Below are 14,399 nucleotides of genomic sequence, written 5' to 3'. Positions count from 1 at the left end.
GCATCAAATCGATTTGTCACGATTATCCCAATAGCGCTGGGCCAGCTCAAAGGCTTGCTCTCGGGGCGTGCCCAACCCTCTCAGTGCCAAGGCGATGGTTGAAAGCAGAGCCAGTTGGGGGTAGCTGTCTTCGACTTCGCCACGCCATAGCGCCTTAAGGTGCTCCGGCTCCAGCGATGCGGGTTTGACATGGCGTTGTGCAGACAAAGCGGGCCACTCTTCATCCCAGTTCACACCTGCCGTTGTGCCGTAGAGATGGCTCAGCGTGTCGGGGTTGATTTCGACCTCGCCGCCATCACCCTTGATCACGATGCTGGTGTCTCCCAGTAAGCCACTGGCTTCGCGGTGCACACTTTGATAGCCCGGATGGAAAATGCTTTGCAGGCCGCAGCGTGCACTAAGGGGATTAAGAATGCGTGCCAGAGAGTGAATCGGCGAGCGCAGGCCCAAGGTGTTGCGCAGGTCGATCATGCGCTGCAATTGTGGCGCCCAGTCCTGTAGCGGCATAAACGCCGGGTTGCCTGCATCCAGGGCTTCGTTAACGCTCTGCCAGTTGCGGCACAGTGGAATGCCAAGCGTCTCCAGAAGCTGTTCACTGTACATTCGGCCCGCCGTATGGGCGCCACCACCATGCATGAAAATGCGCACGCCGTTCTGGGCCAGGCACTTGGCAGCCAGCAGATACCAAGGCAAGTGACGCTTTTTACCTGCGTAAGTCGGCCAGTCGATGTCGACCTTGATCGCGGGCGCTGTCAGACGCTCCCTCACAGCCTCAGTGAAACCTGCCATTTCTTCGGAGCTTTCTTCCTTGTGACGTAACAGCATCAGGAAGGCACCCAATTGGGTGTCTTCTGCCTTCTCGTCAAGAAGCATGCCCATGGCCTCGCGAGCTTCTTCGCGGGTCAGGTTGCGAGCACCACGTTTACCTTTGCCCAGGATGCGTACAAATTGCGCAAAAGGGTGTTCGGCCGGGGTTTCGAGCGTCAGCGCAGCGGGAGTGTTCATAGGCAATTGGTCGGCTTGGGCAGGCCCGCCAGCTTGGCGGCGAGTTTGGCTGGGGTGCCATTAAACAGTCGGTTGAGGTGCAAGCTGTTGCCTTTTTCAGGCCCCAGTTTGAGAGCGGTGTACTTGATCAATGGGCGCGTGGCGGGAGACAGCTCAAACTCCTGATAAAAGCGGCGCAACAACTCAAGGATTTCCCAGTGTTCGGGACTTAGCTCGATACCTGCTTGAGCGGCCAGTGCCTGGGCAACTTCAGTAGACCAGTCGTTGAGATCAAGCAGGTAGCCGTCTTTGTCCAGTTCGATGCTTTTACCGCTCAGCGTAAGCACATTCATAGCCAGGTGTTGACCTTGTCATAATGAATCGACAGCTCGACAAAGGCCGGGTAATCAACTCCAGTCGCCCATATCGGGCACTCAAGGTTGCGCACCAGCAAGTCCTCTTCAAGGATAAAAACGTTTTTGTCTTCCAGGGATGTGAGAGCGCTGCCTTGAAGCTGCAGGGCGTATACCGCATCGCCGCAAAGCAGCAGGGCATCTTCACTGCCCAGCAAGCGCAGGCAGCTACCCAGGCGGGTGTCAGAAAAAGGTGAGTGGCTCACAACGTGTAGGGTCGACATCAGAGGGTAATCACTTGGTCATAACGGTCAATAACTGCACGGACTTCCTCTGCGGACAGTGGCTGCACATCTGCTACCGCAAGGCCTGCGGGCGAGATGCCGCGTTCGTTGAGGCTGTGACGGCAAGCATACAGATCTTCAACACCAAACATGGCCAAGGCTTGCAGATTGGCAGTGAGGTTTTTTTGTTGAAGGGCGGCAGCGTTTTGTTCGGGCACGAGCTGAAAAGTACCGTCATCCATAAACAGCAGGCCAATCGGCAAATCGAAAGCACCGCCAGCCAGAACGATATCCAGCGCTTCTTTGGCCCCGGGGCCAGACCATGGCGCCTGGCGGCTAATTATCAAAAGCGATTTGGTCATTTCAAGGCCCTCCGAAGCAGATCAGTCTATCTGCCGATTGAATGGCATCGTGTAACTGCCCCAGCCCCGACAATTCCCACGGAGCTTTCAGGTTGACCCCGGGACGTTGATAGCGCGCTGCTTCGTCTTCATTAAGCACGCCTCGGCGCAAGGCAGCGGCAATACACACCACGCCATCAAGCTGATGCTGACTTATGAAGGTCGTCCATTGTTGCGCGATATCCTGCTCGTCTTGCGGCGTCACGATATTGCTCGAAGCGCTGTGAACACCGTCTTGATAAAAGAACAGCCTTACAATTTCATGGCCGCCCGCCAGCGCTGCCTCGGCAAAACGCAGGGCGCGACGGGAAGAGGGCGCATGGGCTGCCGAATAAAGGGCAATGGCAAATTTCATGGTGGGCTCTGTCAGCAAATCTGCGGTAATGATAAAGCCAGAAGCCCAAAGATGCTTGCAGCAGACAACAAAAAGCCCGCCGAAGCGGGCTTTTGTGTAGCGGTTGTTGATCAGTCGTCGCGGCTCATGATGCCGAAAATTTGCAGCAGGCTGATGAACAGGTTGTAGATCGAAACATACAGGCTGATGGTAGCCATGATGTAGTTGCGCTCGCCGCCATGAATGATGGCGCTGGTCTGGAACAGGATGCACACCGACGAGAACAGTACAAAACCTGCGCTGATCGCCAGTTGCAGGCCACTGACCTGGAAGAAGAAGCTAGCCAGCGTCGCGCCCAGCAGCACAAAGAAGCCGGCAGTGATGAAGCCGCCCAGGAAGCTCATGTCCTTGCGGGTGATCAGCACATAGGCGGACAGGCCACCAAAAACCAGAGCGGTCATTGCAAATGCAGAACTGACAACTTCAGCGCCGCCCTGCATGCCCAGAAAACGATTAAGAATAGGGCCCAGCAGGAACCCCATAAAACCGGTCAGGGCAAAAGCAGACACCAGGCCCCATGCCGAATCACGCAGCTTGTTCGTCAAGAAGAACAGGCCGTAGAAACCGATGAGGACGACAAAAATATTAGGGTAGCCGACTCGCATCTGCTGCGAGACGTAAGCCATCACACCGCTGAAAGCCAGGGTAAGAGCCAGCAAACCGTATGTGTTGCGCAGGACGCGGCTAACCTCTAGCTGCTCGGCCTGCACGCTGTTATTAACTGCGTAATCCTGTTCGCGCATGGCGATACTCCTGTGGTCTGAAATGTTAAGTAGCAAAGATCATAGCAGAGGCTCTGAAACAAGCGATCAAGAGAGTTTGACAACGTGTTTCATTCAGGTATTATGGCGCCCGAAACAACGTTAGGAGGTGTGGCCGAGTGGTTTAAGGCAACGGTCTTGAAAACCGTCGACTGTAACAGGTCCATGAGTTCGAATCCCATCGCCTCCGCCATATTGCTACACCGCAGAGCCCGCCTTTTGGCGGGCTTTGTCGTTTCTGGGGGTTGGGGAAGGGTGCTGCTGAAGGGTGGTTTTGGGTGATGTGTTCCAAAACTTTTTAGCATGTGTTCCATAACTCAGCTTATTTTGACGGGTTGGCGGTCGCTCCGATGCGCCTGTAAACCCGCTGCGTAATATCTCCCTCGGTATGCCCCAGCAGCAGACTTGCCTCGCCAATGTCCGTGATTTCAGAGGCTGCCTTGGGGCGGATATCCCTGAACTGGAATGCGGCTATCTTGTCTGCCAGTACAGAATCCTTTTCCAGTAGTGCATTTGTCCTGGCTGACTCTCTCGCTTCATCCCAACGCTTGCGCAACATAGCCGCGGTCATACGCCGGCCTGTTTTGCTTACAATCAAGTAGCTTGTAACTAGTTTGGAGTTGCGTGCGGCAATCTGGTTGAGCAACTTGCCAAGGCTGTTAACTTCCCCGTCAGAGTTCACGCGAATTCTGAGACGCTTTCCGGTCTTGTTCTGCTGGACCAGCAAATACCCACCCTCTACATCGTCCTTGCGCATCATCAGCACGTCAGCAGGGCGCTGGCCCGTCAGATACGCCAGATCCATTGCGTCTTTGAGTTCCTGGGGCGCTTTGCTGTACACAGCGGCCCACACCACATCATTGGCGTAGTAGTCGCGCGGCTTTCCGCGGTTCTTTCGCACGCCCTGGCACGGATTCTCTTTTGTGGTGATGCCCCACTCTCTGGCCATGTTGAATACATGGGACAGCGTGGCGATCTCGCGGTTGGCCCGAACCTTGGCAGTCCTGGCGTCCCGGTATCCCGCGATCGATGACGGCGTGATGGAGTCGATGGGGGCATCATCGAATAGTTCACGTAGCCTTTTTATCTCGGCCAGGTTGTCCTTTTGCGTGCGCGGCGCCTTCTTCGGAATGATGTCGCGGATGTAACGATCAAAGATGCCTTTCATAGTCAGCAGATCCAGGGGCTTTTCCTTGGCCTCCAACTGCGCCCATTTGATTCGCGCCTGATCGAGGTCGCTGCCCAGTGGTATGTCTTTGCCCTGGGCGTCGCGGTAGTAGTAAGCAACCCACACTTTTCCATATTTGCGTTGGCGCGTGCGCCGGTACATGTGTGGTGGCAGATTCTGGTTTTCGGTTTTACGTGGGCGCATGTCAACTTACTCGGGAAAAGTCAGGGGTCCAGGTGGGTGGTGCTGATGGCGGAGTTGGTGCTGAAAGGCTAGGTGGGGCTCTTCCCAGTTTCATGCGGGCGAACATTCGACCTACAAGCGGACGGCCTCCGCGGCTTTCGACAAAGACCCAATCGCGTTTTTTTAGCCATTGGCGCTGGAAACTGCGTTGTTTATAGCCAGTCAGGTCGGCCAGTTCTTTCTCTGAGAGGATTTCAGTTTCCATGTTCAGCTCCTGGTGGGGAGGACTATATAAATGACAAGCGAAAACCCGGCGACAACCCAGAGCGAGGTGCCGGAAAAGGCCAGGATTAAGCAGGCTTCTGAGCCGTGTTCCATCAGCTTTGGTATGGCAAGAAAGAACCATGCAACGCTGGTAATCAGGAACAAGGTCACGATCAGTGCGAACAGGCATAGCTGTTTGGTGGTGATGGTATGAATTAGAGGCACAGGGAATCCTTGCCGCTACAGCGGCTGGGGTTATTGTTATATGGGATTAACTCTTAAAGGAGGTTTGTGTTACAGGCAGCGCATTCAAACAGCTATTGTTCGTAGTAGGGATGTCGCTATTTGCTATCGGTCTTTCCACTTCAATACCCGGGATTTGGGTACCTAGGAGCGTATTCAGGGTTGTCGGCTGGTCGCAGAAGTCTAAAAATTGAGGAAAGCATCCAGCGTGAGCTGCATGGCTGGGTGGCTGTTGAGGTCAGTGTTACTGTTTAGTCGTATGGCGCCTGGGCGTTGCCCTCTATCAGAAGTAGTGCTCCATCCCACGGCCTACTCAGGGTCACCCTCACCATATCCATCGTTAGCATCGCAGCTGCCATGGATTTGAACTATGTGGATTCAAAAGCCATGGATCATTGGTGTTAGCAATAGTGCTATGGGAGCGACTCAGTAGGCATATGCAGGCGTACAACAGGTTTGTCCAGAGTCTACAGTTCGAGGATATCGCTTAAAGTGGATCGACGTGGTCTGTCTAAGAAGCTGAGCCGAAGGTAGATTGAGTAAAAGCCATTCGCCATGGTTCTAGGTCATAAAAAGCGATATGATTTGTCATGGACTGGGATGTGAGTATATGTTGTGGAAGAAAAAGTTGATGTGTTCGCTATAAAATCAAGGTATTTGTTTATAGATACAAGTATTTATCATGCTAGTAATTATCAATTCCTCAAGTCGGATCTGGAAAGTATTACCAGGCTTTTGGAGTCCGGTAAGCTGACATTATTGATTACCACAATCACAATTTCTGAAATTAAGCGGCATATTAAAATAAAAGCAAATGAAGCTGCAAACGCAGTTCAATCTCTTCGAGACAAAGGTAAGATTTTACGAAACTTGCCGGAGTTCTCGAGTACTTTTGTTTTTCAGAAGGTCGATCGCAAAGCCGTTGAAGATGATTTAGTCGCTATGTTTGATACTTTCATGTCGGCAAAGAATGTCGAGGTTGTTTCACTTGATCTTGCATCTGCTGAGGAGGTTTTCGAAAAATATTTTTCCGTTTTACCACCATTTTCTGAAAAGAAACCCGAAGAGTTTCGAGATGCCTTCGTCCTAGAGGCTCTAAAAGCCTATGCTGTTGATAACGGAGTTCGCATACATATCCTTAGTGCTGATGAGGATATGCGAGCCTACTGCGACAGTGATCCAAATTTTTATTTTTCGGATAGGCTTGGAGTATTTGTAAATGCTGCGGTTCATTTAGAGCATGTTGATCCAGCTGCTTTTGCAGATAAAGCATTTGTTGTTGTTGGAAAAGATATTTTATCTCTCGTTGTGGAATACTTGAATGACCAAGATTTCGGTATTCTTGAGGATGGAGAGTCTAATTATCGCTACAATCCTTCCGAAGTTTTGAAAGTGACGCCTGCGAATAGACGTGTTCTATATGCCGATAGGACGAGCGCTAAATATGCTGTTGATTACGAATTTGTAGTCCAAACGATATACTTCCGTACTGAACCTTCAACATCAATTGCAGGTGGTGGGCAGCATGTTGAAATTCATAGGTGGGAGGAGCGTTATATAAAGGTTTTAGAAGTTATTGTTGAACTGACCTACTTTGAAGGTGATGCGAATAGCGTTGGTCTTGAGGCTTGGCACTTTAATCTTCCAAATGGAGATATACTGTGGGAGGACGAGCGCATCGATCAAGTCACCACGAAGCCGAAAATTAGCTGACAAGGTTATACCTTGGTCGATATGGATAGCTTCCTCCTTGGTCACTGAGGACGCCGGGGATGCTCTCCCAGACGATAATGCTGATGGGCTTTCGCTGGTCGGCGAGCACATAGTCAACTGCATCTGTAAGCTCGATGTGTTTAATGGTGAGGGCGCCGTGCCCCCTGATCTTTCCGGATTGCTTGGCGACCACTTTCAGCCATTCAGCTTCAGGAGTCGTCTCGACGCCGCCAGACGCTTTAGGGTTCTTCTTGGTACCGGTCGTTTTCTTTCGAGTCTAGCTCTTGGTAAAGTCGAGGGTCATTCGAAGCACTGCAAATGTGCTCATGGGTTATCTCTGGCCAGCCTTTGGCGCGGCCTGAGCTAGCGTGGCTCGTTGATATGGAGTCTTACGAAATACTGGCGCTGTGCCGGATCAGGGAGTGGGGCGATGACAATTCATAGCTTTGTTAATCGTTTTTTTGAAATAACCAGTGCCACTTTGCCTGTCAGGAAACGCCGACCAGGACTTAGCATTTGATTTAACAAAAGAAGTAATAAATGGCTTGATGAGAGCCATGTCCGCGCTCTTTATCCTGCGGCCTTGGATCCAAGCATCACAAGCCGTGAGATCAATCGCACGATTGAATGCACTGCGCCAGGCAGGTCGTGCACTCATGTGGGAATGAGGGCGATATTGCGACAGATTCAGGCCGAGCAAGTACCAGTTACCTGAGCTTGGCCGGAGAGTTAGGCCGCCTGAGTTTGCGACTTAGGCTGCCATTCGCATAACTCAACCTTGGGCAATTTGGTCTTAGGGTTGATGATTGGTTTGCCATCAGCAACTGTCATGACACGCTTCGCCCTATTCCTCGATGCCGCTCCAGCCCATCAGCTCAGCTAGAGCCTGCCGGGTGCCGGCCATGCAATGCAGCCGGATTTCTTCCTCGCCTCGAGATATTCGCTTCGCCGCAGTCTTTGCTGATAGTTATTTCTGCTGGGCAGCCATGGCCTACCTCTTCTATTCCACTGGCTGGCAGTGCGGGCCAAGTTTGACGTTTGCGTTGTTGGATGCGGGCTATGCGGCGCATGAAGTACTGCCTTGGCGCGCTTTGGGGTAGTCGATGCTGTGGGCGGCGATGATCCGCTCGAAGGCCTTGGCGCCGATTGCTAGCTTGCCGCAGCAACGCCGGCGGGTGATGCCCAGCGCCATGAATGCCTTGATCCGTTGGGGGAGGCGCGCATCCTTAGCTTCATCCATCTTCTTTGGTGCCAGGTTCCGGGCGCCGCCGCGGGTTGGAGCTTTGAAGGTTATACCGAACTCCTTGCCGATCTTGGAGACTGTACGCCGGTCGATGCCGAGTTCTGCCGCGACCTCAATCTTTGAGTGATTAACGGCTAGGCCGCGAATGTGCTCAACCAGCTTCAGGCGCTCTTGGTCACGAACATCGGATCGCGCCATGGGCAGGGGAGTCGCCTCAGCCCGCCTCCGAACAAACGGCTTCGGTGCAGGCGGCATCTGGTTGCTTTAGGTGATGGGCTTGGGCTTGTAGCCGATGGGCTCCGCTTCTTCGATCTGGCCGCCTCTGGCAAGAAACTGGGCGACCTAGGCCGCTAGTTCATCCGAGGCCGGGCGAAGTGCCTCGACCAGGCTGATGTGGTTGCTGATCATGCGGCGGCCTTGGCCAGCATCACCCCAGCCATGCTGAAGGTTGATCCCTGCGCCGCGACCATTGCGTCGAGCGCTTCCCAGTTAACCAGGAGGACGGTAATTGGCGCCTGACAATATGCCACGGCTTTCACCAGGGCCTCGAAGTCTGTCACGCTAGCCTGTAGCGCTGCCTGTTCGACCGCTTGGCTCGTTAATGGCTTTGTGGTCTGGATGACGGGTGCCTCCGTCTGGACCGGTGCCGCGCGGACAGGCTCTGGTGTCGGCACTTTCTCCACGACCGGCTCTGGCTTGATGGCAGCCAGGCGCTGGGCTTCCTGCTCTTCGGTGATGCGCTTCGCGTCGGCCTTTGCCTGCTCGTCCTTCTGGTGTTCTGCGATCCGAAATTTGATCAGCGTCACCAGGTCATCATTGGCCTTGGCCACCAACTGCTGCACGTCGCTGAACAGGAAGGCGTAATCAACAGCGAGCTCCGCCAGGCTAGTCAGGTTCAAGCGAATGCCGTCGGCAGCCTGACTTGCATCGATCTTCGCCCGGGCCAGTTCTGTATCAACTGCATCCTGAAGGCTGGCGATGGTGCGCTTGTTCTTCATGGCGCCGGCGAAATCGACGTGCACATGAGGTAGCGCCACCTTGCCTAAGGTTTTGTTTATCCCCTCTATATGTCCCGCTAGGGCGAGCTCGGCTTTGTGCTTGATATTGGTCTTCACCAACAACTCTTGAGCCTTCACTAGCTTGTCGACCTTCAAGCGAGTTTCGCGGGCATGGCCGCTGATGCGATCCAGTGACGAAAACAGCTCGTCGATACTTTGTGTCTGCGGCAGAGCCTGTTTCTTGGCGGCCGCGACAGCCTCTTCAACATCGCCGCATCACTTGACCGCCTTCTTCGCGTCGGCGAAGTCCTGGTCGGTGGAGAGTTTGGTTTTCACCGAGTCGATGACAGCCAGAGCCGAATCTTCAAATACCTTCAGGTTGCTGGCGGTGACCATGCCGGTATCCGAACACCGCGCTGCTCTACATTGAGTTCTCTGCTGAGCAGTTCCGCAATATCCCCGCGATCACGGTTGAGTGTGACGCGCGCAAAATCGCCGTGACCAGCAATTACGATCCGCGGAGTCGATCGTACACGGGTATCTGGGACGGCACCTTCAAGCAGGCCTGGACTGACAACCCGGTATGGATGACCTACGACATTACGGTCAACGACCGCTTCGGCCTAGGCCGGCGCATCAAGCCCTGGCAGGTCGACAAGTGGGAGCTGTATCGCATCGCCTAATACTGCGATCAGTTGGTACCGGACGGCAGGGGGGGCATGGAGCCGCGCTTTATCTGCAACCTGAACCTGCAGGGCAAGGCGGATGCCTGGACGTTGCTGCGGGATATTTCGGCGATTTAACGCGGCATGACCTACTGGGCGCAGGGCCAGGTGTTCTCGCTGTCGGATATGCCGCGCTCGACCGATTTTGATTTTGCCTACACCCGCGCCAATGTCATCGACGGCAAGTTCACCTATGCCAGTGCCTCTGAGCGCACCCGTTACAGCCGGGCACTGATCAGCTACGACAACCCGGCCAATAACTACGACACCGATGTCACCGCGGTAACCGACAGCAAGTTGCAGCGCCGCTATGGCGACAACCCGTTGGAGATCAGCGCGATTGGCTGCACCCGCGAATCAGAGGGCAGCGCCGGGGAAAGTGGGCGTTGCTGACCAATGCCAAGGATCGGGCGGTGACCTTCAGAACGGGTCTGGCCGGGCGTATCCCCTTGCCGGGGTATGTGATCCCTATTGCTGACGAGTTAATCGCTGGGCGGCCAGTGGGCGGGCTGGTGGCGGGGGTTGGCGGCAAGGTCATTACCCTGGACCGCGAGACATCGGCCAAGCCGGGCGATCGCCTGATTCTCAACCTGCCCGACGGCAAGTGCGAGGGGCGAACGATCCAGCAGGTCAGCGGGCGCAAGTTGACGGTGACCACGGCGTACTCCGTTGCACCTGAGCCCGAACTGGTGTGGTGCTTGGACGCTGACGATCTGGCGGTACCGCTTTACCGGGTCACCAGCGTGTCGCGGCCGGAGGCCGGTGTATTCGAAATCTCGGCCGTGCAGTACGACCCGAGCAAGTTTGCGCATATCGACACCGGCGCCCGGCTGGAAGAGCGCCCCATCAGCGTGATCCCGATTACTGTGGTGCCGGCGCCGGCCAGCGTGGTGCTGACGTCGAATTCGTCGATTGCCCAAGGCCTGGCGGTGACCACCATGACCATCGCCTAGGAGTCGGTGCCCGGCGCTGTCGCCTATGACGTGGAGTGGTGCAAGGACAGCGGCAACTGGATCAAGGTGCAACGTACTGGCTCGTCCAGCGTGGACATCACCGGCATCTACGCCGGCGCCTATCTGGCTCGGGTGAGAGCGGTCAGTGCGTTTGATATTTCTTCCGTCTGGAAGTCCTCGGAGCTGACCCAACTGAACGGTAAGGAAGGCGTGCCCCCTGCAGTCAGCTACTTGACCAGCCAAAGTCGGTTGTTTGAAATCGGCCTCAAGTGGGGCTTCCCGGAAGGGGCGGAAGACACCCAGCGCACCGAGATCTGGTTCAGCCAAACCAATAGCCTGGAGAGCGCCGTCAAACTGTCGGATCTGGCCTATCCGCAGAACGATCACCGTCTGCAAAGCCTGGCAGCTGGTGCGCAGTTTTTCTTCTGGGCGCGGCTGGTGGATCGCACCGGCAATATCGGGCCGTTCTTCCCGGAGAAAAACGGGGTGATGGGGCAGGCCAGCGCCGAGGCCGGGCCAGTGCTGGAATTGATCGCCGGGCAGATTGGCGAAACCGAGCTGGGCAAGGAGTTGCTGGATCGGATCGAGCTGATTGATGGCGATGGGTCAGGCTCCGTAAATGACCGTCTCAACCAGGCCAAAAAGGAACTGGAAGGCCTGATCGACGAAATCACAGATGCGCTGGAGTACGACAACACTAAGGCCTATGCATCGGGCGAAGTCGTGCGCTTGGGCAATCGCCTATTTCAGGCGATTGCAGCCACCACTGGCCATCCACCGCCTGACGCCACGTATTGGCTCGATATGGGCACCCTGGCCGAAACCACCAATGCCTTGGTGCTGCAGGTACAAAAGAACTCGGCCAGCATCATCGAACACGACGGCAAGATCACGGCGCAGGCCGAGCAACTCAACGCAATCAACGCCAAGGTCACTGACCCTGAAACAGGGTTAGAGGCCACTGCCAGCGGCTTGAGTTCACTCACCAGCACCGTGGAAACCCTCGACGGCAAGGTCACGGCAACGGCCGAGAGAGTCGATGGCGTGTATGCCTATATCGACTCCGGCTCTGCCGGTGATGAAAACGGCAGCGCAGGGGATGAGCGTGCATCGGCTGGCGCAGAGTCGCTGGTGTCGGTGATAGCCGAGCGAGATTTTGCCCAGGCTGTGCGTACCGACAAGGTTGAGGCCCAAGTCGGTGAGAACGCGGCGAGCATTATCGACGTGGCCAAAGCCTCGGCGGATGTCAGCTCCGCGCTGGCGAGCAAGATCAGCCAAGTGTCCGCGCAGGAGCCCATGAGCAATATTGACTTGTCAGAGCTGCGCAAGGCAGCAGATATCAAAGCTGAGGCCGAGACTGCACGCTTGGCGCCTTTGATTGCTGTCGAAGTCCAGTGGGCCGAGCAGGAGCGCAAGTTCGTGGCTGAGCAATTGGAGGCCATCGAGGATGGCGAGCAGGTAGCGTGTACGGAGCGCCTGTGGCGTGATTACCGTACTCAGGTTCGAGCCTGGAAGCTCGATGCAGAGGGCTATCCCGATTCAAGTCAGCGGCCAGCACGACCAAGCTAATCGGACAGAAGTCCCGGTCGTCCAGCAGATGACCCACATTCCCACATTTGTGCGAAGATTAGGGCGTAGATCACGTATGGAGTTGCCACATGAGCCGCCTGACCATCGACATATCCGAGCAGCAGCATCAGAGCCTGAAAGCGTTGGCCGCCTTGCAGGGCAAGACGATCAAGCAATACGCTATTGAGCGCCTGTTCCCGGGCAATATCGACAATGATCCGGCATGGCAAGAGCTGAAAGGCGTACTAACCGCCCGCATCAATGATGGCCTGGCGGGCAAGGTTTCAGACAGGAGCATTGGTGACATCCTCGACGAAGAACTGTCCGGGGAAAGCCGGGTTTGAGCGGCGCCTACGTTCTTACGCTTGAGGCTGAAGCCGACTTGCGCGGGATCATCCGCTATACGCGCCAACAGTGGAGTGACCAGCAGGTGCGCGTGTATATCAGCAGACTTGAACGCGGGATTGCGCGCCTTGCCGCCCGTCAAGGCGCATACAGGGACATGAGCGACCTCTACCCGACGTTGCTGATAGCGCACTGCGAACACCACTACGCATTTGCCCTGCCGCGTGAGGGTGCACCTGCTTTGATCGTGGCGATATTGCATGAGCGCATGGACCTGATGACGCGACTGGCGGAACGGCTGAACAAGTGATGTCTTAATGAAGTGAGACTGCAGTACCGAACCCCGCCAAGTGCGGGTTTTTTTTGTCTCGAGATAGGCATGCCTTCAAGCGAAGCAAGACTTCAGCCCATGTCGTTGGAAATGATGGCATAAAGCCTGCTACAGTCGGCGCCGAAATTATCCAGGTAAGGAAGTACCAAGTGAATGGCATCCATTTTTTGGCTGTAGTCGGCGCGGCATTGTTGATGAATGGCTGCGTGGTGCAGAGCACCTATAGCAAGACTATTTCAGTGACGAAAGATGCTAACGGCAAGATCATTCAAGCGGTTGAAAGCGAAACTGTGGTTCAGCCAGCCAATGGCTATCCAATGCGCCTGGAGAAAATCAAAGGCATCCAGCCACAGTAAATACCTGCACCGATTCAAAGAAACCCGCCGAGTGCGGGTTTTTTATTATCTGGAGAAATTTATGCCCATCACCGCGCAGCAACTGCTGCTGATCCTCCCGAACGCCGGCCAAGTTGCCGGCGTTTTTGTGCCTGTCTTGAACACCGCAATGAACCGGTACCAGATTGTTGGTACCAAGCGCGTAGCTGCGTTTATCGCCCAAATTGGCCATGAGTCTGGCCAGCTCAAATACGTCAAGGAAATCTGGGGCCCAACGGCCGCCCAAGCCAGATACGAAGGCCGCAAAGACCTGGGCAACACCGTGGCCGGCGACGGCTCCAAGTACCGGGGGCGTGGCCTGATCCAGATCACCGGCCGTGCCAACTACATGGCGTGCGGCGAAGCGCTGGACCTTGACCTGATCAAGAAGCCCGAGCTGCTGGAGAAGCCGCAGCATGCCTGCAAGTCGGCAGCATGGTTCTGGGCGACCAAAGGCCTAAACACGCTTGCTGAGGCTGATCAGTTCGACAAGATCACCCGGCGCATCAACGGTGGCCAGAATGGCGCTGCCGATCGGCAGGCACTGTACGCCCGGGCGCTCAAGGTGCTGGCGTGAACATCGATGCGGTGAAGTGTGGCGGGGTGCTGCTGATCATCCTGGCCCTGATGGCGGGCAGCGCGTGGGCCGCATGGGAGTGGCAGGCCAACGCCTACGGCCAGCAATTGGCCGCTAAGGAAGCCGCCTACCAAACCGAACATACCGATCTGGCCAATGTCAACGCCGCACAGATTCTGGCAGAGCAGGGCAAGCGCCTCGCCCTGGAGCAATGGCTGGCAGCCAGTGACCAATCCCATTACCGAGCCCTGACCGATGAGAAAATCAAACAAACCCGCCTGCGTGATCGCCTTGCTACTGCTGACCTGCGGCTGTCAGTCCAACTCGGCGCCATCGTCGCAACTGGTTGTGATGCAGTGCAAGCCACCACCGGCGCCGGCGGCGTGGTTTATGGCGCCCATAGAGCCCAACTTGACCCAGCGCATGCTCAACGAATTATCGGAATCACAAGCGACGGCGATCAAGGACTGATCGCGCTGCAGGCCTGTCAGGCCTACGCCAAAGGAGCATTTGGCACAAAGTAAAAGGAGCGGCCG

16 protein-coding genes, 1 tRNA gene and 1 pseudogene are annotated in these 14,399 nt (G+C 55.5%); 8 read left to right on the top strand and 10 right to left on the bottom strand.

Annotated elements, in window-relative coordinates; all coding sequences use genetic code 11:
* Positions 1-3 precede the first annotated feature (3 nt).
* The 6 genes from RGV06_RS06030 to RGV06_RS06005 all read right to left on the bottom strand — a co-directional run bounded on the left by RGV06_RS06030 (position 4) and on the right by RGV06_RS06005 (position 3,159).
* Complete coding sequence (locus tag RGV06_RS06030) at positions 4-1,005, bottom strand: glycosyl transferase family protein (RefSeq protein WP_048351579.1); 1,002 nt, start codon at positions 1,003-1,005, stop codon at positions 4-6.
* Positions 1,002-1,337, bottom strand: a complete 336-nt coding sequence (locus RGV06_RS06025) for a TusE/DsrC/DsvC family sulfur relay protein (protein WP_019826557.1) — start codon at positions 1,335-1,337, stop codon at positions 1,002-1,004. Before RGV06_RS06025 ends, RGV06_RS06030 begins: the two co-directional genes overlap by 4 nt.
* Positions 1,334-1,621 carry a sulfurtransferase complex subunit TusB gene (gene tusB, locus RGV06_RS06020; RefSeq protein ID WP_019826555.1) on the bottom strand — a complete coding sequence of 96 codons (288 nt, stop codon included), beginning with the start codon at positions 1,619-1,621 and terminating at the stop codon, positions 1,334-1,336. The genes RGV06_RS06025 and tusB overlap by 4 nt, the downstream gene beginning before the upstream one ends.
* A complete protein-coding gene (tusC, locus tag RGV06_RS06015) occupies positions 1,621-1,983 on the bottom strand; it encodes a sulfurtransferase complex subunit TusC (RefSeq protein WP_019826553.1) in 363 nt (120 codons plus the stop codon). The genes tusB and tusC overlap by 1 nt, the downstream gene beginning before the upstream one ends.
* 1 nt (position 1,984) lies before the next feature.
* Complete coding sequence (tusD, locus tag RGV06_RS06010; RefSeq protein ID WP_046810454.1) at positions 1,985-2,377, bottom strand: sulfurtransferase complex subunit TusD; 393 nt, start codon at positions 2,375-2,377, stop codon at positions 1,985-1,987.
* 110 nt (positions 2,378-2,487) lie between these two features.
* Positions 2,488-3,159: a Bax inhibitor-1/YccA family protein gene (locus tag RGV06_RS06005; protein WP_019826549.1), complete on the bottom strand. Its 672-nt coding sequence runs from the start codon at positions 3,157-3,159 to the stop codon at positions 2,488-2,490.
* A 123-nt stretch (positions 3,160-3,282) separates the two neighbouring features.
* Here RGV06_RS06005 and RGV06_RS06000 point away from each other — a divergent pair.
* Positions 3,283-3,370: transfer RNA gene (locus RGV06_RS06000), tRNA-Ser, on the top strand.
* A 129-nt stretch (positions 3,371-3,499) separates the two neighbouring features.
* Here RGV06_RS06000 and RGV06_RS05995 read toward each other — a convergent pair.
* Positions 3,500-4,549, bottom strand: a complete 1,050-nt coding sequence (locus RGV06_RS05995) for a tyrosine-type recombinase/integrase (protein ID WP_322149633.1) — start codon at positions 4,547-4,549, stop codon at positions 3,500-3,502.
* Between the two features lies 1 nt (position 4,550).
* Positions 4,551-4,793 (bottom strand): DUF4224 domain-containing protein, encoded by a 243-nt coding sequence (locus RGV06_RS05990; protein ID WP_322149632.1) that lies wholly within the window; start codon positions 4,791-4,793, stop codon positions 4,551-4,553.
* 857 nt (positions 4,794-5,650) lie between these two features.
* Here RGV06_RS05990 and RGV06_RS05985 point away from each other — a divergent pair.
* Positions 5,651-6,748, top strand: coding sequence for a PIN domain-containing protein (locus RGV06_RS05985; protein ID WP_322149631.1), 1,098 nt, complete (start codon positions 5,651-5,653; stop codon positions 6,746-6,748).
* A 1,057-nt stretch (positions 6,749-7,805) separates the two neighbouring features.
* Here the strand turns inward: RGV06_RS05985 and RGV06_RS05980 are convergent.
* Both RGV06_RS05980 and RGV06_RS05975 read right to left on the bottom strand, forming a co-directional pair.
* The gene (locus tag RGV06_RS05980) at positions 7,806-8,189 is read right to left on the bottom strand and encodes a hypothetical protein (RefSeq protein ID WP_322149630.1); all 384 of its coding nucleotides are present in this window, start codon (positions 8,187-8,189) and stop codon (positions 7,806-7,808) included.
* Between the two features lie 206 nt (positions 8,190-8,395).
* The gene (locus RGV06_RS05975) at positions 8,396-9,106 is read right to left on the bottom strand and encodes a hypothetical protein (RefSeq protein ID WP_322149629.1); all 711 of its coding nucleotides are present in this window, start codon (positions 9,104-9,106) and stop codon (positions 8,396-8,398) included.
* Positions 9,107-9,387: 281 nt separating this feature from the next.
* Between RGV06_RS05975 and RGV06_RS05970 the strand changes: the two are divergent.
* The 6 genes and pseudogenes from RGV06_RS05970 to RGV06_RS05945 form a co-directional block, all read left to right on the top strand.
* Positions 9,388-11,666: pseudogene (locus RGV06_RS05970) on the top strand (host specificity protein J); the annotation flags it as partial.
* Positions 11,667-12,325: 659 nt separating this feature from the next.
* Entirely contained in the window at positions 12,326-12,580 is a 255-nt protein-coding gene (locus tag RGV06_RS05965) for an antitoxin (RefSeq protein WP_322149628.1), read from the top strand.
* Positions 12,577-12,891 carry a type II toxin-antitoxin system RelE/ParE family toxin gene (locus tag RGV06_RS05960; protein WP_322149627.1) on the top strand — a complete coding sequence of 105 codons (315 nt, stop codon included), beginning with the start codon at positions 12,577-12,579 and terminating at the stop codon, positions 12,889-12,891. The genes RGV06_RS05965 and RGV06_RS05960 overlap by 4 nt, the downstream gene beginning before the upstream one ends.
* A gap of 170 nt (positions 12,892-13,061) precedes the next feature.
* Complete coding sequence (locus RGV06_RS05955; RefSeq protein WP_322151958.1) at positions 13,062-13,268, top strand: hypothetical protein; 207 nt, start codon at positions 13,062-13,064, stop codon at positions 13,266-13,268.
* A 61-nt stretch (positions 13,269-13,329) separates the two neighbouring features.
* Positions 13,330-13,863, top strand: coding sequence for a glycoside hydrolase family 19 protein (locus RGV06_RS05950; protein WP_322149626.1), 534 nt, complete (start codon positions 13,330-13,332; stop codon positions 13,861-13,863).
* Positions 13,860-14,387: a lysis system i-spanin subunit Rz gene (locus RGV06_RS05945; protein ID WP_322149624.1), complete on the top strand. Its 528-nt coding sequence runs from the start codon at positions 13,860-13,862 to the stop codon at positions 14,385-14,387. The genes RGV06_RS05950 and RGV06_RS05945 overlap by 4 nt, the downstream gene beginning before the upstream one ends.
* Positions 14,388-14,399 lie beyond the last annotated feature (12 nt).

It is taken from the genome of Pseudomonas sp. CCI3.1 (genome assembly GCF_034313985.1).
GTDB classification, from domain to species: domain Bacteria; phylum Pseudomonadota; class Gammaproteobacteria; order Pseudomonadales; family Pseudomonadaceae; genus Aquipseudomonas; species Aquipseudomonas psychrophila.
Note: the sequence above shows the minus strand (reverse complement) of the source record. Positions and strands in the feature narration are given on the sequence as shown.